Annotated in this window: 23 protein-coding genes; 7 read left to right on the top strand and 16 right to left on the bottom strand. The window is 54.4% G+C overall.

Translation table 11 applies throughout. The annotated features are described in order from the left end of the window. Nucleotides 1–148 precede the first annotated feature (148 nt). The 14 genes from glmU to asnC form a co-directional block, all read right to left on the bottom strand. Nucleotides 149–1519: a bifunctional UDP-N-acetylglucosamine diphosphorylase/glucosamine-1-phosphate N-acetyltransferase GlmU gene (glmU, locus tag ACQG0T_RS23195; protein ID WP_063624058.1), complete on the bottom strand. Its 1371-nt coding sequence runs from the start codon at nt 1517–1519 to the stop codon at nt 149–151. A gap of 138 nt (nt 1520–1657) precedes the next feature. Further along, on the bottom strand, nt 1658–2077 hold the full coding sequence (locus tag ACQG0T_RS23190; RefSeq protein WP_006177560.1) for a F0F1 ATP synthase subunit epsilon: 420 nt from the start codon (nt 2075–2077) through the stop codon (nt 1658–1660). A 20-nt stretch (nt 2078–2097) separates the two neighbouring features. Next, complete coding sequence (gene atpD, locus ACQG0T_RS23185; RefSeq protein WP_015570150.1) at nt 2098–3480, bottom strand: F0F1 ATP synthase subunit beta; 1383 nt, start codon at nt 3478–3480, stop codon at nt 2098–2100. A 31-nt stretch (nt 3481–3511) separates the two neighbouring features. After that, nucleotides 3512–4375: a F0F1 ATP synthase subunit gamma gene (gene atpG, locus ACQG0T_RS23180; RefSeq protein ID WP_003862364.1), complete on the bottom strand. Its 864-nt coding sequence runs from the start codon at nt 4373–4375 to the stop codon at nt 3512–3514. A 51-nt stretch (nt 4376–4426) separates the two neighbouring features. Then, entirely contained in the window at nt 4427–5968 is a 1542-nt protein-coding gene (atpA, locus tag ACQG0T_RS23175) for a F0F1 ATP synthase subunit alpha (RefSeq protein ID WP_003862367.1), read from the bottom strand. Nucleotides 5969–5980: 12 nt separating this feature from the next. Then, complete coding sequence (gene atpH, locus ACQG0T_RS23170) at nt 5981–6514, bottom strand: F0F1 ATP synthase subunit delta (protein WP_426723874.1); 534 nt, start codon at nt 6512–6514, stop codon at nt 5981–5983. Nucleotides 6515–6528: 14 nt separating this feature from the next. Next, nucleotides 6529–6999, bottom strand: coding sequence for a F0F1 ATP synthase subunit B (atpF, locus tag ACQG0T_RS23165; RefSeq protein WP_003862370.1), 471 nt, complete (start codon nt 6997–6999; stop codon nt 6529–6531). A 48-nt stretch (nt 7000–7047) separates the two neighbouring features. Next, entirely contained in the window at nt 7048–7287 is a 240-nt protein-coding gene (gene atpE, locus ACQG0T_RS23160) for a F0F1 ATP synthase subunit C (protein ID WP_000429386.1), read from the bottom strand. A 49-nt stretch (nt 7288–7336) separates the two neighbouring features. Further along, complete coding sequence (atpB, locus tag ACQG0T_RS23155; protein ID WP_003862373.1) at nt 7337–8152, bottom strand: F0F1 ATP synthase subunit A; 816 nt, start codon at nt 8150–8152, stop codon at nt 7337–7339. A gap of 8 nt (nt 8153–8160) precedes the next feature. Further along, the gene (atpI, locus tag ACQG0T_RS23150) at nt 8161–8541 is read right to left on the bottom strand and encodes a F0F1 ATP synthase subunit I (protein ID WP_003862375.1); all 381 of its coding nucleotides are present in this window, start codon (nt 8539–8541) and stop codon (nt 8161–8163) included. A 615-nt stretch (nt 8542–9156) separates the two neighbouring features. Next, nucleotides 9157–9780, bottom strand: a complete 624-nt coding sequence (rsmG, locus tag ACQG0T_RS23145; RefSeq protein WP_017383708.1) for a 16S rRNA (guanine(527)-N(7))-methyltransferase RsmG — start codon at nt 9778–9780, stop codon at nt 9157–9159. Nucleotides 9781–9887: 107 nt separating this feature from the next. Continuing rightward, the gene (gene mnmG / locus ACQG0T_RS23140) at nt 9888–11777 is read right to left on the bottom strand and encodes a tRNA uridine-5-carboxymethylaminomethyl(34) synthesis enzyme MnmG (protein WP_017383709.1); all 1890 of its coding nucleotides are present in this window, start codon (nt 11775–11777) and stop codon (nt 9888–9890) included. Between the two features lie 374 nt (nt 11778–12151). After that, entirely contained in the window at nt 12152–12601 is a 450-nt protein-coding gene (gene mioC, locus ACQG0T_RS23135; protein WP_271040492.1) for an FMN-binding protein MioC, read from the bottom strand. A gap of 90 nt (nt 12602–12691) precedes the next feature. Then, the gene (gene asnC / locus ACQG0T_RS23130) at nt 12692–13150 is read right to left on the bottom strand and encodes a transcriptional regulator AsnC (RefSeq protein WP_003862383.1); all 459 of its coding nucleotides are present in this window, start codon (nt 13148–13150) and stop codon (nt 12692–12694) included. A 151-nt stretch (nt 13151–13301) separates the two neighbouring features. Here asnC and asnA point away from each other — a divergent pair, with 151 nt between their 5' ends. Further along, a complete protein-coding gene (gene asnA / locus ACQG0T_RS23125; protein ID WP_003862385.1) occupies nt 13302–14294 on the top strand; it encodes an aspartate--ammonia ligase in 993 nt (330 codons plus the stop codon). Here the strand turns inward: asnA and viaA are convergent, their stop codons facing one another. Both viaA and ravA read right to left on the bottom strand, forming a co-directional pair. After that, on the bottom strand, nt 14295–15746 hold the full coding sequence (viaA, locus tag ACQG0T_RS23120; protein ID WP_252051640.1) for an ATPase RavA stimulator ViaA: 1452 nt from the start codon (nt 15744–15746) through the stop codon (nt 14295–14297). It lies immediately after the preceding gene. Then, a complete protein-coding gene (gene ravA / locus ACQG0T_RS23115; RefSeq protein ID WP_032646645.1) occupies nt 15740–17236 on the bottom strand; it encodes an ATPase RavA in 1497 nt (498 codons plus the stop codon). The genes viaA and ravA overlap by 7 nt, the downstream gene beginning before the upstream one ends. A 222-nt stretch (nt 17237–17458) precedes the next feature. Between ravA and kup the strand changes: the two genes are divergently transcribed. The 6 genes from kup to rbsK all read left to right on the top strand — a co-directional run bounded on the left by kup (nt 17459) and on the right by rbsK (nt 24400). Then, the gene (kup, locus tag ACQG0T_RS23110; RefSeq protein ID WP_006808744.1) at nt 17459–19327 is read left to right on the top strand and encodes a low affinity potassium transporter Kup; all 1869 of its coding nucleotides are present in this window, start codon (nt 17459–17461) and stop codon (nt 19325–19327) included. Between the two features lie 214 nt (nt 19328–19541). Continuing rightward, nucleotides 19542–19961: a D-ribose pyranase gene (gene rbsD / locus ACQG0T_RS23105; protein ID WP_003862392.1), complete on the top strand. Its 420-nt coding sequence runs from the start codon at nt 19542–19544 to the stop codon at nt 19959–19961. 7 nt (nt 19962–19968) lie between these two features. Continuing rightward, entirely contained in the window at nt 19969–21474 is a 1506-nt protein-coding gene (rbsA, locus tag ACQG0T_RS23100; protein ID WP_015570154.1) for a ribose ABC transporter ATP-binding protein RbsA, read from the top strand. A gap of 4 nt (nt 21475–21478) precedes the next feature. Then, a complete protein-coding gene (rbsC, locus tag ACQG0T_RS23095) occupies nt 21479–22444 on the top strand; it encodes a ribose ABC transporter permease (RefSeq protein ID WP_252051638.1) in 966 nt (321 codons plus the stop codon). Between the two features lie 27 nt (nt 22445–22471). Next, nucleotides 22472–23362, top strand: a complete 891-nt coding sequence (gene rbsB, locus ACQG0T_RS23090) for a ribose ABC transporter substrate-binding protein RbsB (protein ID WP_003862397.1) — start codon at nt 22472–22474, stop codon at nt 23360–23362. Nucleotides 23363–23470: 108 nt separating this feature from the next. Then, nucleotides 23471–24400 carry a ribokinase gene (gene rbsK, locus ACQG0T_RS23085; RefSeq protein ID WP_015570155.1) on the top strand — a complete coding sequence of 310 codons (930 nt, stop codon included), beginning with the start codon at nt 23471–23473 and terminating at the stop codon, nt 24398–24400. Nucleotides 24401–24402: the final 2 nt, after the last annotated feature.

Raw genomic sequence — 24402 nt, 5'->3', positions numbered from 1 at the left:
TTGTAGAGAGTGGGGTTATTTTTATGGGTACTGCTTGTGGGGGGAGATATATATTTATCTCCTCTCCCGGGTTTGCCTGATGTCGGCTACGCCTTATCAGGCCTACTCAATCGTAGGGCGGGTAAGCATAGCGCCACCCGCCTTGTTGTTACTTCTTCTTCACCGGGCGTTTCCAGCCCTGCTTGCTGACCTGCGGCACACGGCTTAACACCAGCTCGTTCTCGGCCACATCGCGCGTAACGGTTGTCCCGGCGGCAATGGTCACGCCTTTGCCCACGGTGACGGGCGCCACCAGCTGGGTATCGGAGCCTACAAACACATCATCACCGATGATGGTTTTAAACTTATTGGCACCGTCATAGTTACAGGTGATGGTTCCAGCACCGATGTTTACGTTGTCGCCAATTTCCGCATCGCCCAGATAGGTCAGATGACCGGCTTTCGAGCCCTTACCCAGACGCGCTTTTTTCATTTCCACAAAGTTACCTACGTGAGCGCCTTCCAGCAGCTCAGCGCCCGGGCGCAGACGCGCAAACGGGCCGATGGTACATGCCGCCTCAAGATGGGCATCTTCCACCACGCTGTACGGGCTGATTTCGCAGTCGTCACCGATCACGCTGTTTTTAATCACGCAGCCAGTGCCGATTTTGACGCGGTTGCCCAGCGTGACGTTACCTTCCAGGATAACGTTAGTATCTATTTCAACGTCGCGCCCGTGGGTCAGCGTGCCACGCAGATCGAAACGCGCCGGATCGCGCAGCATAACGCCCGCGAGCAACAGCTTTTCTGCCTGCTCGGACTGGTAAATACGCTCCAGGCGAGAAAGCTGGAGACGGTTGTTTACCCCGTCCGTTTCGCTGATACGAGCCGGGTGAACGGCGGCAATCTCACGCCCTTCCTGGTAAGCCATCGCAATGATGTCGGTGATGTAGTATTCACCCTGCGCGTTGTTATTGTTGAGTCTGGACAGCCAGCGCTTCATATCCGCACCGTTCGCAATCAGGATGCCGGTGTTGATCTCCTGAATCTGGCGCTGTTCGTCAGTGGCATCTTTATGCTCAACAATCCCGGTTACCTTGCCGTTTTCACGCGTAATGCGGCCATAGCCGGTTGGATCGTCCAGCACGACGGTCAACAAACCGATGCCGCCCTGCGGTTTGGCTTCACGCAGGCGAGTGAGGGTTTCAACGGAGATCAGCGGGACGTCGCCGTAGAGCATCAGGATATCTTCATCATCAGAGAAGAAGGGTGCAGCCTGCTGCATCGCATGGCCTGTACCCAACTGTTCTGCCTGTAGCACCCAGTTGAGATTGTCGTCATGCAGCGTTTTTTTCAGCAGATCGCCGCCATGTCCATAAACCAGATGCACCTGGCTGGCGCCTAATTCATTCGCTGCATCAATAACATGCTGAACCATTGGCTTTCCTGCCAGCGTGTGGAGCACCTTAGGCAGATCGGAATACATGCGGGTACCTTTGCCTGCGGCAAGGATCACCACGCTCATCGCACTGTTTAACATACGCATCCTGACGGTAGTTTGTGTGAGAAGTAAAAACGTTTGATGCTTAAAATTCTACATCTTTTTCATCATGAATTAAGGCCGAAAAAAAAAGCCAGCCTGGGATCCAGACTGGCTTTTGTGCTTTTCAAGCCGGTGTTACATCGCTTTTTTGGTCAACTCGATAACGCGCAGTTTCGCGATCGCTTTGGCCAGCTCCGCAGACGCCTGAGCGTAATCCACGTCACCATGAGAGCTGCTAATGTGCTCTTCAGCCTTACGCTTCGATTCCAGGGCTCGCGCTTCGTCGAGATCCTGGCCACGAATAGCGGTATCGGCCAGAACGGTCACACTGCCTGGCTGCACTTCAAGAATGCCGCCGGACAGATAGATAAACTCTTCATGACCGAACTGTTTAACGATGCGGATCATACCAGGCTTAATGGCGGTGAGCAGCGGTGCGTGACCCGGGAAAATACCCAGTTCACCTTCACTACCCGTTACCTGGATTTTCTCGACCAGACCAGAGAACATTTGTTGCTCTGCGCTGACGACGTCCAGGTGGTAAGTCATTGCCATATCACCCTCCGATTAAGGCGTTAAAGTTTTTTGGCTTTTTCCACGGCTTCTTCGATGGAACCAACCATGTAGAACGCCTGCTCTGGCAGGTGATCGTATTCGCCTTCCATGATGCCTTTAAAGCCACGGATGGTGTCTTTCAGGGAAACGTATTTACCCGGAGCACCGGTGAATACTTCCGCAACGAAGAACGGCTGGGACAGGAAGCGCTGGATCTTACGCGCACGTGCTACCACCAGTTTATCTTCTTCAGACAGTTCATCCATACCCAGGATGGCGATGATGTCTTTCAGTTCCTGATAACGTTGCAGCAGGGACTGTACGCCACGCGCGGTGTCGTAGTGCTCCTGGCCAACAACCAGTGGATCCAGCTGACGGCTGGTGGAGTCCAGCGGGTCAACGGCCGGGTAGATACCCAGAGACGCGATCTGACGGCTCAGTACCACGGTTGCATCTAAGTGAGCAAAGGTGGTGGCTGGGGATGGGTCAGTCAAGTCATCCGCAGGTACGTATACCGCCTGAACGGAGGTGATAGAACCGGTTTTGGTAGAGGTGATACGTTCCTGAAGAACACCCATCTCTTCCGCAAGCGTAGGCTGATAACCTACCGCTGAAGGCATACGACCCAGCAGTGCAGATACTTCAGTACCGGCCAGGGTGTAACGGTAGATGTTATCAACGAACAGCAGAACGTCACGACCTTCGTCACGGAACTTCTCAGCCATGGTCAGGCCGGTCAGCGCAACGCGCAGACGGTTTCCTGGTGGCTCGTTCATCTGGCCGTAAACCAGGGATACTTTATCCAGAACGTTGGAGTCGGTCATTTCGTGGTAGAAGTCGTTACCCTCACGAGTACGTTCACCCACGCCCGCAAACACGGAGTAACCGGAGTGCTCGATCGCGATGTTACGGATCAGCTCCATCATGTTTACGGTTTTACCTACACCCGCACCACCGAACAGACCGACTTTACCGCCCTTCGCGAACGGACACATCAGGTCGATAACTTTGATGCCGGTTTCCAGCAGTTCCTGAGAGCTGGACAGCTCTTCGTAGGAAGGTGCCGCGCGGTGGATAGCCCAACGCTCTTCTTCACCGATGTCGCCTTTCATGTCGATTGGCTGACCCAATACGTTCATGATACGACCCAGTGTTGCTTTACCTACCGGGACTTCGATCGGGTGCTCAAGGTCTTTTACTTCCAGACCACGACGCAGACCGTCGGAAGAACCCATGGCGATGGTACGCACGATACCGCCGCCGAGCTGCTGCTGAACTTCCAGCACCAGGCTCTCGTTACCATTCTGTACCTCAAGCGCGTCGTACACGCGTGGTACGGCGTCCTGAGGGAACTCGACGTCCACCACGGCGCCGATTACCTGGACAATCTTTCCAGTAGCCATCTTGAATCCTCTACGTAATTCGTAAACCTGGTTAAACCGCGGCGGCCCCCGAGACGATCTCGGTGAGTTCCTGAGTAATGCTGGCCTGACGAGCTTTGTTGTAAACCAACTGCAGCTCTTTAATCAGGCTGCCGCCATTATCGGTCGCGGCTTTCATCGCCACCATTCGTGCGGCCTGCTCGCTGGCCAGGTTTTCTACAACGCCCTGATAAACCTGAGATTCAACGTAACGACGCAGCAGGGTATCCAGCAGCGGTTTCGGATCGGGTTCATACAGGTAATCCCAGGCTTTCTGTTTCAGCTCGTCATCTTCTGATGCCGGTAACGGCAGCATCTGAGTGAGCGTAGGCACCTGAGACATGGTGTTAATAAATTTGTTGCTGACAACGTACAGTCTGTCCAGACGGCCTTCATCGTAGGCCTGCAACATCACTTTAACCGGGCCGATCAGTTCGGACAGGGACGGGTTATCACCCATACCGGTCACCTGAGCGACAATGTTGCCGCCAACGGAGTTAAAGAAAGAGACGCCTTTAGAGCCAATCAGTGCCAGATCGCACTGAACGCCTTTATCGGACCAGCCTTTCATATCCGCCAGCAGTTTTTTGAACAGGTTAATGTTCAAGCCGCCACACAGACCACGGTCAGTCGACACCACCAGGTAGCCCACGCGCTTAACGTCGCGTTCTTCCAGGTAAGGGTGCTTATATTCCAGATTACCGTTCGCAAGGTGACCAATCACTTTGCGCATGGTCTCTGCATAAGGACGGCTGGCCGCCATGCGATCCTGCGATTTACGCATTTTGGAAGCGGCGACCATCTCCATCGCTTTAGTGATCTTTTGCGTGTTCTGGACGCTTGCGATCTTACTACGTATCTCTTTTGCGCCGGCCATGAGCTTCTCCTCAATGCCAGACGGCTTGTCCTGAGACAAGCCGCCGGACGATTACCAGGATTGGGTTGCTTTGAAGGAATCGAGGATAGCTTTCAGCTTGCCTTCGATTTCGTCGTTATAGCCACCGGTCTGGTTGATCTCTTGCATCAGCGGAGCGTGATCACGGTCGACGTAAGCCAGCAGAGCGGCTTCGAAGCTACCGATTTTCGCCAGTTCCACATCTTCGAGGTAACCGCGTTCAGCCGCGAACAGTACCAGGCCCTGCTGAGCAACAGACATTGGCGCGTACTGTTTCTGCTTCAGCAGCTCGGTCACTTTCTGACCGTGGCTCAGCTGTTTACGGGTTGCTTCGTCCAGATCGGATGCGAACTGAGAGAACGCAGCCAGTTCACGATACTGTGCCAGCGCGGTACGGATACCACCGGACAGTTTCTTGATGATCTTGGTCTGAGCAGCACCACCCACACGGGATACGGAGATACCCGGGTTAACCGCCGGACGAATACCGGAGTTAAACAGGTTGGTTTCCAGGAAGATCTGACCATCGGTAATGGAGATTACGTTGGTCGGAACGAACGCAGAAACGTCACCCGCCTGGGTTTCAATGATCGGCAGAGCGGTCAGAGAACCTGTTTTACCCTTCACTTCACCTTTGGTGAAGTTCTCGACGTATTCCGCGTTAACGCGGGAAGCACGCTCCAGCAGACGAGAGTGGAGGTAGAATACGTCGCCCGGGAATGCTTCACGTCCTGGTGGACGACGGAGCAGCAGGGAAACCTGACGATAAGCAACGGCCTGTTTAGACAGGTCATCGTATACGATCAGCGCATCTTCACCGCGGTCACGGAAGTATTCGCCCATTGCGCAACCGGCGTATGGCGCCAGGTATTGCAGTGCAGCAGATTCAGACGCGGTTGCTACCACAACGATGGTGTTAGACAGTGCGCCGTGCTCTTCCAGTTTACGAACCACGTTGGAAATGGTGGACGCTTTCTGGCCGATAGCCACGTACACACATTTGATGCCGGAATCACGCTGGTTGATGATGGCGTCGATTGCCATCGCGGTTTTACCGGTCTGACGGTCACCGATGATCAGTTCACGCTGACCACGACCGATTGGGATCATGGCGTCAACGGACTTATAACCCGTCTGCACTGGCTGATCAACGGACTGACGGTCGATAACGCCTGGTGCGATAACTTCGATTGGGGAGAAGCCATCGTGCTCAACCGGACCTTTACCGTCGATTGGCGCACCCAGGGTGTTAACAACGCGCCCCAGCAGGCCACGGCCAACCGGTACTTCCAGAATACGGCCAGTACACTTAACCTTCATGCCTTCGGCAAGGTCAGCGTATGGCCCCATCACAACGGCACCTACGGAGTCGCGCTCCAGGTTCAGTGCGATAGCGTAACGGTTACCCGGCAGGGAAATCATCTCACCCTGCATACAATCGGCCAGGCCGTGGATGCGGATAACACCGTCACTTACAGAAACAATAGTACCTTCGTTGTGAGCTTCACTCACAACATTGAACTGAGCAATGCGCTGCTTGATCAGTTCGCTGATTTCGGTGGAATTCAGTTGCATGCTCCAGTCCCCTTAAGACTGCAAGACGTCTGCAAGGCGCTCAAGACGGCCGCGTACGCTGCCATCAATGACCATATCACCCGAGCGGATGATTACGCCTGCCATTACAGACTTATCGATTTTGCAATTCAGCTTAACTTTGCGTGACAGACGTTTTTCCATCGCGGCGGTGATTTTCGCAAGCTGTTCGTTACTCAGTTCAGTCGCAGAAGTTACTTCAACTTCAGCGGTAGCTTCACTAAGGGCACGTAAGTGCTCAAACTGCTCGAGAACATCCGGGAGCACACGGAGACGACCATTTTCCGCCATCACCTTAATCAGGTTCTGGCCGTTGGCATCCAGTTGCTCTCCGCACACGGCGATAAACGACGCGGCGAGGGTTTCAGGCGCTAACGCACCAGAAAGCAACTCGGCCATTTGTTCGTTTTTCGTCACCTCAGCGGCAAACGCCAGCATATTCTGCCAGCGATCGACATTTTGGTGTTCGACAGCAAAGTCAAAAGCTGCTTTGGCGTAGGGGCGAGCTACCGTAGCAAATTCAGACATCAGCCCCTCCCTCCTTACAGTTCAGCGACAAGTTTGTCCACGATGTCGCTGTTAGCAGCTTCATCCACGGAACGTTCGATGATCTTCTCGGCGCCAGCAACAGCCAGAATCGCAACCTGCTTACGCAGTTCTTCACGAGCACGTTTACGCTCAGCTTCAATTTCAGCCTGAGCCTGTGTCACGATCTTAGTACGTTCCTGTTCTGCTTCAGCTTTGGCTTCGTCCAGGATCTGAGAACGGCGTTTGTTAGCCTGTTCAATGATTACCTGAGCTTCAGCTTTCGCTTTTTTCAGCTGGTCTGTCGCGTTGGCCTGTGCAAGGTCCAAATCTTTCTTAGCGCGTTCTGCGGAAGCCAGACCGTCAGCAATTTCTTTCTGACGTTTTTCGATGGCAGCCATTAAAGGCGGCCATACATACTTCATGCAGAACCAGACAAAGAGAATAAACGCGATGGCCTGGCCGAGGATTGTTGCGTTCATGTTCACAGCACAATACCTCTTAAATTTCTGTGGCTTGGGGTTTTAAAACAACTACTACGCGACAGCAAACATCACGTACAGACCCAGACCTACAGCGATCATTGGGATTGCATCCACCAGACCCATAACGATAAAGAACTGAGTACGCAGCAGAGGAATCAGATCAGGTTGACGCGCTGCGCCTTCCAGGAATTTGCCCCCGAGGATGCCGATACCGATCGCAGCACCGATAGCCGCCAAACCCATCATCACAGCGGCAGCCATGTACAGCAGATCCATATTCAGGTTTTCCATGACAGTCTCCAGTTTGTTTCAATTAAAACGTAGTAGTGTTGGTAAAAAATCAGTGCTCTTCAGACGCCATCGACAGATAGACGATCGTCAGAACCATGAAGATAAAGGCTTGCAGCGTAATGATCAGGATGTGGAAAATGGCCCATGGCACATTCAGAATCCACTGTGACCACCACGGCAGAAGACCCGCGATCAGAATGAAAATCAGCTCACCCGCATACATGTTGCCGAACAGTCGCAGACCCAGTGAAACAGGTTTGGACAGCAGGCTAACGCCTTCCAGGATCAGGTTGACCGGAATAAACGCCCAGTGGTTGAACGGCTGCAAGGTAAGCTCTTTCACAAAGCCGCTTACGCCTTTCATTTTGATGCTGTAGAACAGAATGAGGATAAATACGCCCAGCGCCATCGACAGGGTGATGTTCACGTCGGCAGACGGAACCACGCGCAGTGCAGGCAGGCCGAGTACGTGCTCACCGATCCAAGGTAAGAAATCGATAGGCAGGAGGTCCATCAGGTTCATCAGGAAGACCCAAACGAACACGGTCAGGGCCAGCGGAGCAATCAGTTTGCTCTTACCATGGTACATGTCTTTCACGCTGCCATGGACGAAGCCGATGATCATCTCGATGAACGTCTGGAATTTCCCTGGAACACCGCTGGTCGCCTTTTTAGCAACGCTGCGGAACATGGCCAGGAACAGAAGACCCAAAACCACCGAGAAGAACATGGAGTCGATGTTGATCGTCCAGAAGGTGGCCGGGGGGTTATGTGGATCCACCAGCGAGAATGTACGCAGGTCCAGCTGAAGGTTATTCAGATGGTGACCTATGTAATCCTGCGGCGTCATATTTTCTGAAGCCATGATGCCTTTTACCCTTTGTTATTGATTACAGCTGGAGCCAGAACTTGTACCACCAGCACCAAAACCCACGTTGCTATCAGCGGCATGAATACCACTTTCAAAACCGCCAGCGCCATCACCAGTAGAGCAAAGGTCAGCAACACCTTACACACTTCGCCGAGAGCGAAGGACCAGGCCACGCGGCCTTTGGCGGGTGTATGCGCCTGATGACGCCAGGCAAAAATCATAAACAACACGTTTGGCAGAACCACCGCCAAACCTCCGCACGCGGCGGAGATGCCCCAGAAGGGGTCTTTGAGGCTAAACAGCAGTCCACTTGCTATCACAGCCAGAAACTGAATGAACAGAAGCTTACGAGCAACGTTTCTACTCAAGAGCGACACAGACATCACGTTTTTACTCCTGCTCCCTTCGAGGTATGCCGCGTGTCGTATAAAACGTCCTTTAAGGCTCAGAGTCAAGCATCAAAAAGCGGTCAAATTATACGGTGCGTACCCGTGATTTCAAACATTAAGTAGCGAAAAGGTGAATAAATGTTTAAATATTTTTCCCCAGTCCTATTTTTCAACTTTTGACCTAAGTGCCGACCTTCAGGCAAAACTGCAAACAGCGCGGAAACGTTGGTGATAAAGCGTGCACGAGATCACAAAATACACATTTGCGATAAAGTGGTATTTATCAAAGACGTAAAACGATTTATTTCATCTGTATGAAATTAAAGCAAAAAAATCGCAACTATTTTTAAAACAGAGCCGTATACAACAAAAACCTTTTATTGACATTCTTAATAAATATTTAACATTCCATTCTTGTTGCCTTTACCCACTTTTAGCAGGCTGATATTTTCATGGTTGATTATCCTCAGAGTGAACAACTCACTTCAGGTTAACCATAAGAAAACCCATGGTAACAACAAGGTTAAATTAACAACGGCCAAAACAGACGGGATGTGCTGCTTTTTAACACGATCAGAACAGCACAAATTCCACATTTTTTATTAATTTTTAAAAAGTGTTTGGCTTAATTATCACCAGATGACGCTCACCTTCGAGCTGAGGGATCTGAAGTTTCTCAATGGATTCGACAGCAAAACCGTCCGGAAGCAGCTCGATTTCGTCCCCCGGAAGTTGCCCTTTCAGCGCATAAAAACGCCCCTTCTCCGCCGGCAGGTGTTTGCACCAGCTCACCATGTCATTGAGTGACGCAAATGCGCGGCTGATAACGCCGTCAAACGGTGGCTCAGCCGGGAACTCCTCTACCCTGCTCTGCACGGGCGTGATGTTTTCCAGCTTCAGCTCATGCTGGACCTGGCGTAAAAAGCGTACGCGCTTACCCAGGCTGTCCAGCAGCGTGAATTGACTCTCCGGTCGAACAATAGACAACGGAACGCCCGGCAAGCCCGGGCCGGTGCCCACGTCGATAAAACGTTCCCCGTTCAGATATGGCGCCACGACGATGCTATCGAGAATATGGCGAATCAGCATCTCGTTGGGATCGCGTACGGAGGTGAGGTTGTACGCTTTATTCCATTTGTTCAGCATATCGACATAGGCCACCAGCTGATTTTTCTGGTGATCGGTGAGCGAAATACCTGCCTGTTCCAGCAGACGAGAGAGTTTATTGAGCACGGTGGATACCTGTTGAGAAACTTAAGTGGCGGGTGGCGCTTCGCTAACCCGCCCTACGGGTTCAGTAGGCCCGGTAAGCGCAGCGCCACCGGGCAATTTTCAGAGCATTACGCGCTGCGGCGCAGCATACCCTGCTTTTTCAGCCACACCAGCAGAATCGAAATCGCGGCAGGTGTGACGCCGGAGATACGTGAGGCCTGGCCAATCGACACAGGTTTGTGATCGTTCAGCTTAGCGATCACTTCGTTGGAAAGGCCCGTCACCTGACGATAGTCCAGCATTTCCGGCAGCAGCGTGTTTTCGTTGCGCTGCTGTTTTTCGATCTCATCCTGCTGACGCGCGATGTAGCCTTCGTATTTCACCTGGATCTCGACCTGTTCAGCCGCTTCCGCGTCTTCAAGGCCCGGCGCGAACGCGGTCAGTTTGACCAGATTCTCGTAAGTGACTTCAGGACGACGCAGCAGATCTTCCCCGCTGGCTTCGCGCGACAGCGGTGCTGTTAAGTGAGCGTTTACTTCGGCAGCGGTTTCCGCCTGCGGATTCACCCAGGTGGTTTTCAGGCGCTGACGTTCCTGTTCGATACGCTCCAGCTTCTCGTTGAAGCGCGCCCAGCGTTCGTCATCCACCAGACCCAATTCACGGCCCACCTCAGTCAGACGCAGATCGGCATTGTCTTCGCGCAGCATCAGGCGATATTCCGCACGAGAAGTAAACATGCGGTACGGTTCTTTGGTCCCCAGCGTGCAGAGATCGTCGACCAGAACGCCCAGGTAAGCCTGAGAACGCGCCGGTGCCCAGCCCTCTTTCTCGGCAGAGAAGCGAGCGGCGTTCAGACCGGCCAGCAACCCTTGTGCGGCAGCTTCTTCGTACCCGGTGGTACCGTTAATCTGGCCTGCGAAGAACAGACCCTGGATGAATTTGCTTTCCAGCGTCGGCTTCAGGTCGCGCGGATCGAAGAAATCGTACTCAATAGCGTAGCCAGGACGAACGATCTTCGCGTTTTCCATGCCCTGCATTGAACGCACAATCTGCATCTGCACGTCGAACGGCAGGCTGGTGGAGATGCCGTTTGGATAAATTTCGTTAGAGGTCAGCCCTTCAGGTTCGAGGAAGATCTGGTGCTGGTTACGATCGGCAAATCGCATCACCTTGTCTTCGATCGACGGGCAATAACGTGGGCCGATCCCTTCGATCACACCGGCGTACATTGGGCTGCGATCGAGGTTATTGCGGATCACGTCATGGGTTTTTTCATTGGTGTGCGTGATGTAGCACGGCACCTGCTGCGGATGTTGCGCCGCATTGCCCATGAACGAGAACACCGGCATCGGGTTATCGCCGTGCTGCTGTGCGAGCACGCTGAAATCAATGGTGCGCGCATCAATACGCGGCGGCGTACCGGTTTTCAGGCGGCTTACGCGCAGCGGCAGTTCACGCAGACGACGAGATAACGGAATCGACGGCGGATCGCCAGCACGGCCACCGCTGTAGTTGTCCAGACCAATATGGATTTTACCGTCCAGGAATGTCCCGACCGTCAGCACCACCGCTTTTGCGCGGAACTTAAGACCCATCTGGGTCACGGCGCCAACAACACGATCGTTCTCCACGATAAGATCTTCTACCGCCTGCTGGAAGATCATCAGGTTCGGTTGGTTTTCCAGCGCGGTGCGCACAGCCTGACGGTAAAGCACGCGGTCTGCCTGTGCACGGGTGGCGCGAACAGCCGGACCTTTACTCGCGTTTAGTATCCTAAACTGAATGCCCGCACGATCGATCGCTTTCGCCATCAGGCCGCCAAGCGCATCCACTTCTTTTACCAGGTGTCCTTTCCCAATGCCGCCAATCGCCGGATTACAGGACATTTGTCCCAGCGTGTCGATATTGTGTGTCAAAAGCAGGGTCTGCTGACCCATTCGCGCTGCGGCCATTGCGGCCTCAGTGCCTGCGTGACCCCCGCCAATGATGATGACGTCAAAAGGATCCTGATAAAACATGGTGGTCTGCCTCGCGTAAAGCGGTATGAAAATGGATTGAAGCCCGGGCCGTGGATTCTACTCAACTTTAGTCTTTCGAGAAAGCATTGGGATCCTGGGCTATTAAAAAGAAGATCTTTTTATTTAGAGATCTGTTCTATTGTGATCTCTTATTAGGATCGCAGACCTTTGTGGATAAGTCCGATCCCATAAATAAGATCATGCAGTTAGGAAAGATCGTTTGCTGTGAATGATCGGTGATCCTGGACCGTATAAGCTGGGATCAGATCGCCACTTTATACACAGGTCAAAAACTAAACCAACGTTGTTCTTTGGATAACTACGGCTTAATACGAGCTTTTAACCAGAGTTATCCACATCTGATCGCACGATCTTTAATCGTTTTTGAGTAAATTTTTCCATTCCGCGAGCCAGATCTCGGCTGGATCTTCGGGAATGTCATGATCGAGGATGTTGATCTTCAGCGTTTCACCCAGCTGTTTTGCTCCGCAGGCGGTCACCGCAGCTTCTACTTTCTCTATGGCGCCACAGAAAGTGTCATATTCATGGCTGCCGATCCCCACAGCGCCAAACCGGACGTTTGACAGATCGGGCTGTTGTTCCAGCAGTTCGTCATATAAAGGTTGCAGGTTATCCGGCAGATCGCCCGCGCCGTGCGTGGAGGTGATCAGCAGCCAGACCCCGTCAGTCGGGAGATCTTCCAGCAGCGGTCCGTGCAGCGTTTGTGTAGAAAAGCCCGCATCTTCCAGCTTCTCAGCCAGATGTTCCGCTACATATTCCGCACCGCCCAGGGTGCTGCCGCTGATAAGAGTAATGTCCGCCATTGATCGCTCGCTCAGATAAAGAGGCGGCCATTGTACGCTGTGAACGAGCTGGGATCTACCTGTGGAAAATGTGGGAATGAAATTGCCCGATCACGGGCGGATAGTACGCATGATCGGGTTTTGCAGGGAGATCAGGGTTTCAGTGGACTGAATTTCATCGATTGTTTGGATCTTGTTGATAAGTACCTGCTGGAGGGCGTCAATGGATCGGCACATCACCTTTATAAAGATGCTGTAGTGCCCGGTGGTGTAGTACGCCTCGGTGACTTCATCCAGCGCGTTCAGTTTCTCCAGCGCGGAGGGGTAATCTTTGGCGCTTTTCAGAATAATGCCAATGAAGCAGCAGACGTCGTAGCCAAGTTGCTTCGGGCTGACATCAATGCGTGCGCCGGTGATGATCCCGGCCTGCTTCATTTTCTCGACGCGAACGTGAATGGTCCCCGGGCTGACGCCAAATTGTTTCGCCAGTTCGGCATACGCGGTGCGTGCGTTGGCCATTAGCGCTTCCAGAATGCCGCGGTCCAGATTGTCGATCTGATAATTTTCCATAGGTTTTTCTTATGAAGATTAATGATTCCCTCTATTCTAGCGTCTTATTTTAACGAATCAAAAGTGAAGGCGGCTTTTTGTTGATGGGTTATTGAATTAAGCGCCTGTTCTGTTGCTTAATCAGTATCAACAGGACGCAGGAGTATAAATAATGAAAACCGCTTACATCGCAAAACAACGCCAGATCAGTTTCGTAAAATCCCATTTTTCCCGCCAGCTGGAAGAGAAGCTTGGCCTTATTGAAGTTCAGGCGCCGATTCTGAGCCGCGTGGGTGACGGGACGCAGGATAACTTGTCTGGTTGCGAAAAAGCGGTACAGGTAAAAGTGAAAACACTGCCAGACGCCCAGTTCGAAGTGGTTCATTCCCTGGCGAAGTGGAAGCGTCAAACCCTGGGACAACATGACTTCAGCGCGGGCGAAGGGCTTTACACGCACATGAAAGCCCTTCGCCCCGATGAAGACCGCCTTTCCCCGATTCACTCTGTCTACGTTGACCAGTGGGACTGGGAGCGCGTAATGGGAGATGGCGAGCGTCACGTCGGTACGCTGAAATCCACCGTTGAGGCGATCTACGCCGGGATCAAAGCAACCGAAGCGGCCGTGAGCAAAGAGTTTGGTCTGGCACCGTTCCTGCCGGAAACGATCCACTTTGTTCACAGTCAGGAATTGCTGAGCCGTTTCCCGGATCTGGATGCCAAAGGCCGTGAACGCGCGATCGCCAAAGAGCTGGGCGCGGTATTCCTTATCGGCATTGGCGGGAAATTGTCTGATGGTAAACGTCACGACGTCCGTGCGCCGGATTACGATGACTGGAGCACCGTGGGCGAAAGCGAATATGCCGGTCTGAACGGCGATATTCTGGTCTGGAACCCGGTTCTGGAAGATGCGTTTGAACTCTCTTCGATGGGGATCCGCGTGGATGCTGAAGCACTGAAGCGTCAGCTGGCCGTGACCGGTGATGAAGATCGTCTGCAACTGGAGTGGCACCAGGCACTGCTGCGCGGTGAAATGCCGCAGACCATCGGCGGTGGTATTGGCCAGTCTCGTCTGACCATGCTGCTGCTGCAACTCTCTCACATTGGTCAGGTACAGTGTGGGGTCTGGCCGCAGCAGGTACGTGAGAGCGTCGGTTCTCTTCTTTAATTAACGTCGCCAGCGTCTGAGCAGGCGGCTACGCAACCCGGTATCAAAGCGCCAGATGTGATCGAAGATGCGCATGATGCCGGGTTTTCCATGTGCAGACATCGCCACGGCATGGAAACGGTGCTGGTGCACGCGCTGCATCTCCTTCACTTTATTCACGACGTCGTCCGGCAGCCGCTGGGCGATAAAATCGGAAATCACCACCGCATCCGCGTCGTACCAGTCTCCGCCCTGCATGCGCTCAATGATGCTGCGAAAACAGCTGGCCAGATCGGTGCCGCCGCGAAAGCGCTGGCTTAAAAAGCGGATCGCCTGCTCCAGCCCCTGTGGGCTGGTCAGTTCATACCCCACCACTTCGCTGGAAAAGAGCATGATGTAGCAGCGACGACGATCGGCAAGCGCCACGCGCATCAGGGCCAGGCAGAACGCTTTTGCACACTGTTCATTAAAGCCCCCCATCGATCCGGACGTATCGACGCAAACAATAAATGGGCCGCGCGGTTGCTCATCAAAATCCTGGTGCACTACCGGACGCTGGCTGATCTTCTCGCGCCAGGCTTCGCCATGCAGTCGATAGGTAATGAGCTGTTTTTCCACCAGCCGACGATAAAACTCATACTCCAGTTCGGTCATTCCCAGCGTGCTGAGTTCCGTGGGCAGCAGGCGCAGGATGTCATCGCTTTGCTGTAGCCCGTCCACCTGCTCCGGTACGGTGGAGGGTTCGCGTACCAGCGTACGGAAGGTCTCCATCGGCGCATCTTTCTTTGGGACCGACCGGGCCTCCCGGGAGCGGCCGAGCTGTTCTGCAAGCTTCATCAGCTCCGGCTGTTGTGCCAGAAAGTCGCCGTACTTCACGATCAGCTGATAATCGCCCCGCTTTAACTGGCCGGCACTCATATCCCAGAGTCGACCGGCGGCGTTTTCATTCTCCACCAGCACCTGTTCTAACTGGCCGCTCAGGGTCATTCGCTCCTGGACTTCACTGAGCAACTGTTCGCGCTCTTCGTCCAGCAACTGCTGATTAAGGGCCGTGGCCTGGACCACAAGGCTCAGACGCCAGCGCTGTAAAAACAGCGTATGCAGGGCGGGAGTAAAGCTGGGGTTGTCAGTGACCAGCGCTCTGGCCTGGCTGGCAAACGGGGAGTGAACGTTATCAAGCAGCGTCAGGGTTTGCTGTAGCTGGGCAATAAACTGCGGTGTTGAAAGCCGCTGGCACTGCTGGTAACCAGCCACTTCCTCTGTCAGTTCCGGCGGGACTTCCGTCTCCTTAAACCGCTGTCGCAGGTTATCGCGCCAGCGGGGCAGATCGTCCGTCATTGCCTTTCGGAGCTTCGGGAATTTTTCAAAGAAGGCCGCCAGCTGCGGTGAAGTGAGCAGGGTAATGACGACCTCTTCGATCAACCCTTCCTCGCTAACCGCCAGCATGACGTTAAGCGTGTCCAGCGTTAGCATTGACGCGCCTGTTTGATCTGCGCGCTGACATCCTGCAAGCTGGCTTCAATGCGACCTAACCAGTCGCTATGGATAAAGAGGCATTTCTGCTGCTCGCTGAAGCGCGTGTGCTGCTGATGCCATTCGTTATCCAGCGCGTCGAGCTGTTGTTTGATCTCCTCCGGAACAGTATCGGAGGCCGTGCCCGGCAGCGCCAGGCGCGATCCCTGAAGGCTGACGTCGCGGATCACAAGGTGCTGGCTGCTGTCGACTTCCATTGACAGCGGCTGTGCAAAGCCGATACCGTTGAGTTTACCGCGGATCTCACCGCCTTTATCCAGCCACTGAGCCAGCGCAACGCGTTCGATCGTCACGTGCACAACCTGCATATCATGCAGCTTCAGCGGTTGCTGAAGAAGAAGCGTGAGCGAGGCGTCAGTCAGCCCGGCGGGCAGTTCGTAGTGCGGTTTACGGGCAAACATCCCGCCAAGACGGTTCACCTTCAGCGCGGTTTTGTCACTTTGCTGCTGCTGGAGCTGAAGGCGACGTTGGGCAATCGCGCCCAGCTGATTGAGCATCGACTGCTGACCCCACGCGTGTCCGGTCATCAAAACGTCCAACTGCTGTTGCATCAGGTTCATCCCTTCTGCGTCATGCCACAGGCAGTCTTTCAGCAGGATCAGATCGATTGGGGCGACAGCATCGCGGCCGCTAAACAGCGCGCTTGCCTGGAGCAGGCGAATGGCTTTTTTCCAGCGACGATCGGAGACGTACGGCGCGGAAGGCAGCAAATCAAGCTGCTGGCGCAGCATGAAGATCAGCTCAAAAACGGGATCGGGCAGTTTTATCTTGCCGATCTCCTCCTGCCACTGGTGGTATTCCTCGTCCGTGACCTGCAATGACGCTGCCACCGGGTTTTCGTTTTCATCCTGCTGGCTTACCAGCATAGAACGGAAGTTTGATTTATCCTGGACTTTATCCAGCCACAGGCGGATCAGCATACGGTCATACAGCGCTTCCAGGCTGCTGTCGGCTTCGGGCAATTCGTTAGACGCGGCCACCAGCAGGCGCATGGGGATCTTCTCTTCGCTGGCGCCGTTGCGGAAGCGGCGTTCGTTAATTGCCGTCAACAGGGTATTCAGTATGGCCGGGCCGGCTTTCCAGATCTCATCAAGAAAGACGATTTCCGCTTCCGGAAGATAGCCCGCCGTCAGACGTTCATAGCGTCCCTCATCTTTTAACGCCTGAATGGAGAGTGGGCCGAAAACTTCTTCCGGCGTGGAGAAGCGCGTCATCAAATACTCGAATGCGCGCGCGTTCTGGAAAGCGAATTTGAGGCGGCGTGCGATCAGACTTTTGGCAATGCCCGGCGGGCCCAGCAGAAATACGCTTTCCCCACTCAGCGCCGCCAGTAAACAGAGGCGAATGGCGTGGCTACGCTCGTAAAGGCCTTTCTCCAGCGCACTGCTGAGGCGGGAAATTCTTTCTGCTAATAAATGTGAGTGAGCCATAATAGTTTTGCATCCTTTCGCCGTCGTGGCGGCTAATTGAAGCGAGTATAGACGTTTCGGTCTGGCCTGGTAATAGGCTGAAGTGCGGCGCTATTTTCTTTGCGCTACATTAATGCGGCTGCATTTAGGGGTACGATTTTGCATTGAATCGTGCATACTGTGCGCTTTTTGTGGGCCAAGGGACTAAGCACACATTTGTTATTCAAACGAAAAGACTAGTCTATGAGCACTGATAATAAGCAATCATTACCCGCTGTAACGCTTGCGGCGATCGGGGTTGTCTACGGTGATATCGGCACCAGCCCGCTTTATACGCTTCGTGAATGTCTGTCCGGTCAGTTTGGTTTTGGTGTAGAGCGTGACGCCGTATTTGGTTTCCTCTCGCTCATCTTCTGGCTGCTGATCCTGGTGGTCTCCCTTAAGTATCTCTCTTTCGTAATGCGGGCTGATAACGCGGGCGAGGGCGGTATTCTGACCCTGATGTCCCTTGCCGGGCGCAATACGTCCGCAAGAATGACCTCCGTGCTGGTCATCATCGGCCTGATTGGCGGCAGCTTCTTCTATGGAGAAGTCGTGATTACGCCGGCGATTTCTGTAATGTCGGCCATAGAGGGGCTGGAGATTGTCGCGCCACAGCTTGATACGTGGGTGGTGCCACTCGCTATTATCGTGCTGACGTTGCTGTTTGCCATACAAAAACACGGTACCGGGCTGGTGGGTAAGCTGTTCGCGCCTATTATGCTGGCCTGGTTCCTGATCCTGGCGGCGCTGGGCTTACGCAGTATTATCGCCAACCCGGATGTCCTGCACGCGCTGAACCCAATGTGGGCGGTGCATTTCTTCCTTGAATATAAAGTGGTGTCGTTTGTGGCGCTGGGCGCGGTGGTGCTGTCCATTACCGGTGTTGAAGCGCTGTATGCGGATATGGGCCACTTCGGGAAACTCCCTATTCGCGTCGCTTGGTTTAGCGTGGTCTTGCCTTCACTGGTGCTGAATTACTTCGGTCAGGGCGCTCTGCTGCTTGCACACCCTGAAGCGATTAAAAACCCGTTCTTCCTGCTGGCGCCGGACTGGGCGCTGGTTCCGATGCTGATCCTGGCGACGCTGGCGACGGTCATTGCCTCTCAGGCTGTCATTTCCGGCGTATTCTCCCTGACGCGTCAGGCCGTGCGTTTGGGTTATCTCTCCCCAATGCGCATTATCCATACCTCGGAGATGGAGTCTGGCCAGATCTACATTCCGTTCGTCAACTGGCTGCTCTATTTCGCGGTGGTGATTGTTATCGTCAGCTTTGAGCACTCCAGTAATCTGGCGGCGGCGTACGGTATCGCGGTAACCGGAACGATGGTGTTGACCTCTATTCTCTCCACCACCGTGGCGTACCGTAACTGGCACTGGAATAAGTTCCTCGTGGGGCTGATCCTGGTTGGCTTCCTCTGCATCGACGTGCCGCTGTTCTCTGCGAACCTCGACAAGATTGTCTCCGGCGGCTGGCTGCCGCTGACGCTGGGTCTGGTGATGTTTATTGTGATGACGACGTGGAAGAGCGAACGTTTCCGCCTGCTGCGTCGTATGCACGAGCACGGTAACTCTCTTGAGGCGATGATCGCCTCGCTGGAGAAGTCCCCACCGGTGCGCGTGCCGGGCACGGCGGTGTATATGTCTCGCGCGCTGAACGTGATCCCGTTTGCGCTTATGCATAACCTCAAGCACAACAAAGTGCTGCACGAGCGCGTGATCCTGCTGACGCTGCGTACCGAAGATGCGCCGTACGTTCACAACGTGCGTCGCGTACAGATTGAACAGCTGTCGCCAACCTTCTGGCGCGTGGTGGCAAGCTACGGCTGGCGCGAAACGCCGAACGTGGAAGAGGTGTTCCACCGCTGCGGTCTGGAAGGCCTGAGTTGCCGCATGATGGAGACGTCGTTCTTTATGTCCCACGAGTCGCTGATCATCGGCAAGCGCCCATGGTATCTGCGCCTGCGCGGCAAGCTGTATCTCATTCTGCAACGTAACGCCCTGCGTGCGCCTGACCAGTTTGAGATCCCGCCTAACCGCGTGATTGAGCTGGGGACGCAGGTCGAGATTTAACCCTTCTGAATATGCCGGGTGGCGCTGCGCTTACCCGGCCTACCAGACCCGTAGGCCCGCGCAAGCGTAGCGCCGCCGGGCAATTTTCCTCTATTGCATTTCACTTAGCGAAACGTTTCGACGTTGATCACAAATCCGTTACGTCATGATGGTTTTCTGAACACTTCTGCGGCTACACTGTTTTTAGCGAAACGTTTCGCTAGTGGAGCAAAAAATGAAGAAAGGCACAGTACTCAACTCAGAAATCTCATCGGTGATTTCCCGTCTTGGGCATACCGATACGCTGGTGGTTTGCGATGCAGGCTTACCGGTTCCGCGCAGCACAACCCGTATCGATATGGCGTTAACGCAGGGCGTACCCTCGTTCATGCAGGTACTGGAAGTGGTCACCGCGGAGATGCAGGTTGAGGCGGCCATTCTCGCGGCGGAAATCAAACAACATAATCCGCAACTCCACGAAACGTTGCTCAGCCACATTGAGCAACTGCAACAGCACCAGGGAAACACCATAGAAATTCGTTACACAACGCACGAGCAGTTCAAACAACAAACCGCAGACAGTCAGGCGGTGATTCGCAGCGGGGAGTGCTCCCCGTATGCGAATATCATTCTCTGTGCTGGCGTCACCTTCTGAGGCCATCATGGACGCATTACTGCAACTCAAAGGGATCGATAAGTCGTTCCCGGGCGTAAAAGCCCTCTCCGGTGCGGCGCTGAACGTCTATTCCGGGCGCGTCATGGCGCTGGTGGGCGAAAACGGCGCCGGCAAATCCACCATGATGAAAGTGCTGACCGGTATCTACCAACGCGATGCCGGTTCGCTGCTGTGGCTGGGTAAAGAGACCACCTTTAACGGCCCGAAATCCTCTCAGGAAGCGGGCATCGGCATCATCCACCAGGAGTTGAACCTGATCCCGCAGCTCACCATTGCGGAGAACATCTTCCTCGGCCGTGAGTTCGTGAACCGGTTTGGCAAAATCGACTGGAAAACCATGTATGCCGAAGCTGACAAACTGCTGGCGAAGCTGAATCTGCGCTTTAAGAGCGACCGACTGGTGGGCGACCTTTCCATCGGCGATCAGCAGATGGTGGAAATCGCGAAGGTGCTGAGCTTCGAGTCGAAGGTCATCATTATGGATGAACCGACCGACGCCCTGACCGATACCGAAACCGAATCCCTGTTCCGCGTGATCCGTGAGCTGAAATCCCAGGGCCGCGGCATTGTCTATATCTCACACCGCATGAAAGAGATCTTCGAGATCTGCGACGACGTCACCGTCTTTCGCGACGGGCAGTTTATTGCCGAGCGCGAAGTGGCAACCCTGACCGAAGATACCCTGATTGAAATGATGGTGGGACGTAAGCTCGAAGATCAGTATCCGCATCTGGAGAAAGCGCCGGGAGAAATCCGCCTGAAGGTGGATAATCTCTGCGGGCCGGGCGTGAATGACGTCTCCTTTACCCTGCGCAAGGGCGAGATCCTTGGCGTCGCGGGCCTGATGGGCGCGGGGCGCACCGAACTGATGAAAGTGCTCTATGGCGCACTGCCGCGCACCAGCGGCTACGTTACCCTTGACGGCCATGAGGTGGTCACCCGCTCGCCGCAGGATGGCCTGGCGAACGGCATTGTCTATATTTCCGAAGACCGTAAGCGCGACGGCTTAGTGCTGGGCATGTCGGTGAAAGAGAACATGTCCCTGACGGCGCTAGGCTATTTCAGCCGCAGCGGCGGCAGCCTGAAACACAAAGATGAGCAGCAGGCGGTCAGCGATTTTATCCGTCTCTTTAACGTTAAAACCCCATCGATGGAGCAGGCGATTGGCCTGTTGTCCGGCGGGAATCAGCAGAAAGTGGCGATTGCCCGCGGGCTGATGACGCGCCCAAAAGTGTTGATCCTTGATGAACCTACCCGCGGCGTGGACGTGGGCGCGAAGAAAGAGATCTATCAGCTGATTAACCAGTTCAAGGCCGACGGTCTGAGCATCATTCTGGTCTCTTCCGAGATGCCAGAGGTATTAGGCATGAGCGATCGCATTATCGTCATGCATGAAGGGCATCTCGGCGGTGAATTCACTCGCGAGCAGGCCACCCAGGAAGTTCTGATGGCTGCCGCTGTGGGCAAGCTTAATCGCGTGAATCAGGAGTAAGAAGATGACTACCCAGGCTGTTTCTGGTCGCCGCTATTTCACAAAGGCATGGCTGATGGAACAAAAATCGCTGATTGCCCTGCTGGTGCTGATCGCGATTGTCTCGACCATGAGCCCCAACTTTTTTACCGTCAATAACCTGTTCAACATTCTTCAGCAGACCTCCGTCAACGCCATTATGGCGGTGGGGATGACGCTGGTGATTTTGACCTCGGGTATCGATCTGTCCGTCGGTTCCCTGCTGGCCCTCACCGGCGCGATCGCCGCGTCGATTGTTGGTATTGAGGTCAACGCGCTGGTGGCCGTTGCCGCTGCCCTGGCGGCAGGTGCGGCAATTGGCGCCGTAACCGGCGTGGTTGTGGCGAAAGGTCGCGTTCAGGCATTCATCGCCACGCTGGTGATGATGCTGCTGCTGCGCGGTGTGACCATGGTGTACACCAACGGTAGCCCGATTAATACCGGTTTTACCGATAACGCCGATCTGTTTGGCTGGTTCGGTATCGGTCGCCCGCTGGGTGTCCCGACCCCGGTCTGGATCATGGCTATCGTCTTCCTGGCGGCATGGTACATGCTGCACCATACCCGTCTGGGTCGTTATATCTATGCGCTGGGCGGTAACGAAGCGGCAACGCGCCTGTCCGGTATCAGCGTTAATAAAGTCAAAATTATCGTTTACTCCCTGTGCGGCCTGCTGGCGTCTCTGGCGGGCATCATCGAAGTGGCGCGCCTCTCCTCCGCGCAGCCAACGGCGGGTACGGGCTATGAGCTGGATGCCATCGCGGCAGTGGTTCTGGGCGGTACGAGCCTTGCGGGTGGTAAAGGTCGCATTGTTGGGACATTGATCGGCGCACTGATCCTCGGTTTCCTGAATAATGGTTTGAATTTGTTAGGTGTTTCCTCCTATTACCAGATGATCGTTAAGGCAGTGGTGATTTTGCTGGCGGTACTGGTAGACAACAAAAAACAGTAACTGACGACACTACAGGACATCTTAGATATGAACATGAAAAAACTGGCTACCCTGGTTTCTGCTGTCGCGCTGAGCGCAACCGTAAGTGCTAACGCCATGGCGAAGGACACCATCGCGCTGGTTGTCTCTACCCTGAACAACCCGTTCTTCGTCTCCCTGAAGGATGGCGCGCAGAAAGAAGCAGATAAACTGGGCTACAACCTGGTGGTGCTGGATTCTCAGAACAACCCGGCGAAAGAGCTGGCTAACGTTCAGGACTTAACCGTTCGTGGTACCAAAATCCTGCTGATCAACCCAACCGATTCCGACGCGGTCGGTAACGCCGTGAAGATGGCAAACCAGGCGAAGATCCCGGTCATCACCCTTGACCGTCAGGCAACGAAAGGGGATGTGGTCAGCCACATTGCGTCTGATAACGTACTGGGCGGTAAAATCGCTGGCGACTACATCGCGAAGAAAGCAGGTGAAGGCGCGAAAGTGATCGAGTTGCAGGGGATCGCCGGGACTTCCGCGGCCCGTGAACGTGGTGAAGGTTTCCAGCAGGCTGTAGCGGCGCACAAATTCAACGTGCTGGCGAGCCAGCCGGCAGACTTCGACCGTACAAAGGGCCTGAACGTCATGCAGAACCTGCTGACCGCGCATCCTGATGTGCAGGCGGTATTCGCACAGAACGACGAAATGGCGCTCGGTGCGCTGCGTGCGCTCCAGACTGCGGGTAAATCAGATGTGATGGTTGTCGGATTTGACGGCACGCCGGATGGTGAAAAAGCAGTAAATGATGGCAAACTGGCTGCGACCATCGCTCAGCTGCCTGAGCAAATTGGCGCGACTGGCGTGCAAACTGCCGATAAAGTGCTGAAGGGCGAAAAAGTTCAGGCCAAATATCCTGTTGACCTGAAACTGGTCATTAAGCAGTAAAGGCGATTCAGGCAGTCGCTGGCTGCCTGAGGGACACCAAATAAAAGAAAAGTGTGGCATACGCCACCGGGTAATACCGGTGGCGCTCTCAGATGGACACCTCAATACATGAAAACCGCAGGCAACCTCGTCGTCCTTGGCAGTATCAATGCCGATCACATTCTTAACCTTGAAACGTTCCCCACTCCGGGCGAAACCGTCACTGGCAATCAGTATCAGGTGGCGTTCGGCGGTAAGGGCGCAAACCAGGCGGTTGCCGCCGGACGCAGCGGGGCGAATATCGCGTTTATCGCCTGTACGGGTGATGACGATACCGGCGAGCGCGTACGCAAACAGCTGGCAAGCGACAACATCGACATTGCACCCGTCAGCGTGGTTGCAGGGGAATCTACCGGCGTGGCGCTGATTTTCGTCAATGCGGAAGGTGAGAATGTCATCGGTATTCATGCAGGGGCTAATGCCGCGTTAACGACTGAACGCGTCGAAGCGCAGCGTGGAATCATCGCCGGAGCGGAAGCCCTGCTGATGCAGCTGGAGTCACCGGTTGAAAGCGTGCTGGCCGCCGCGAAAATTGCGCATGAAAATCATACGTCTGTCGTACTTAACCCTGCGCCTGCCCGTGTATTATCAGATGAGCTGCTGGCGCTGGTGGATATCATCACCCCGAACGAAACCGAAGCGGAAAAGCTGACGGGTATCCGTGTCGAAAATGATGACGATGCCGCGCGTGCCGCGCTTGCACTGCATGAAAAAGGCATCGGCACCGTAATCATCACCCTCGGCAGCCGTGGGGTGTGGGCTAGCGTCAATGGCGAAGGCCGTCGCGTACCGGGCTTTAAGGTCAAAGCCATTGATACCATCGCCGCAGGAGACACCTTCAACGGTGCGCTGGTAACGGCGCTGCTGGAAGGAAAAGCAATGGATGACGCGATCCGCTTCGCGCATGCCGCCGCTGCGATTGCGGTGACGCGTAAAGGCGCTCAGCCTTCTGTTCCATGGCGTAAAGAGATTGATGAATTCTTAAGTCAGCAGGGGTAACG

It is taken from the genome of Enterobacter cloacae complex sp. 302F9 (assembly GCF_050030335.1).
Lineage (GTDB): Bacteria > Pseudomonadota > Gammaproteobacteria > Enterobacterales > Enterobacteriaceae > Enterobacter > Enterobacter hormaechei_C.
This window is presented reverse-complemented; position numbering and strand designations above follow the sequence as displayed.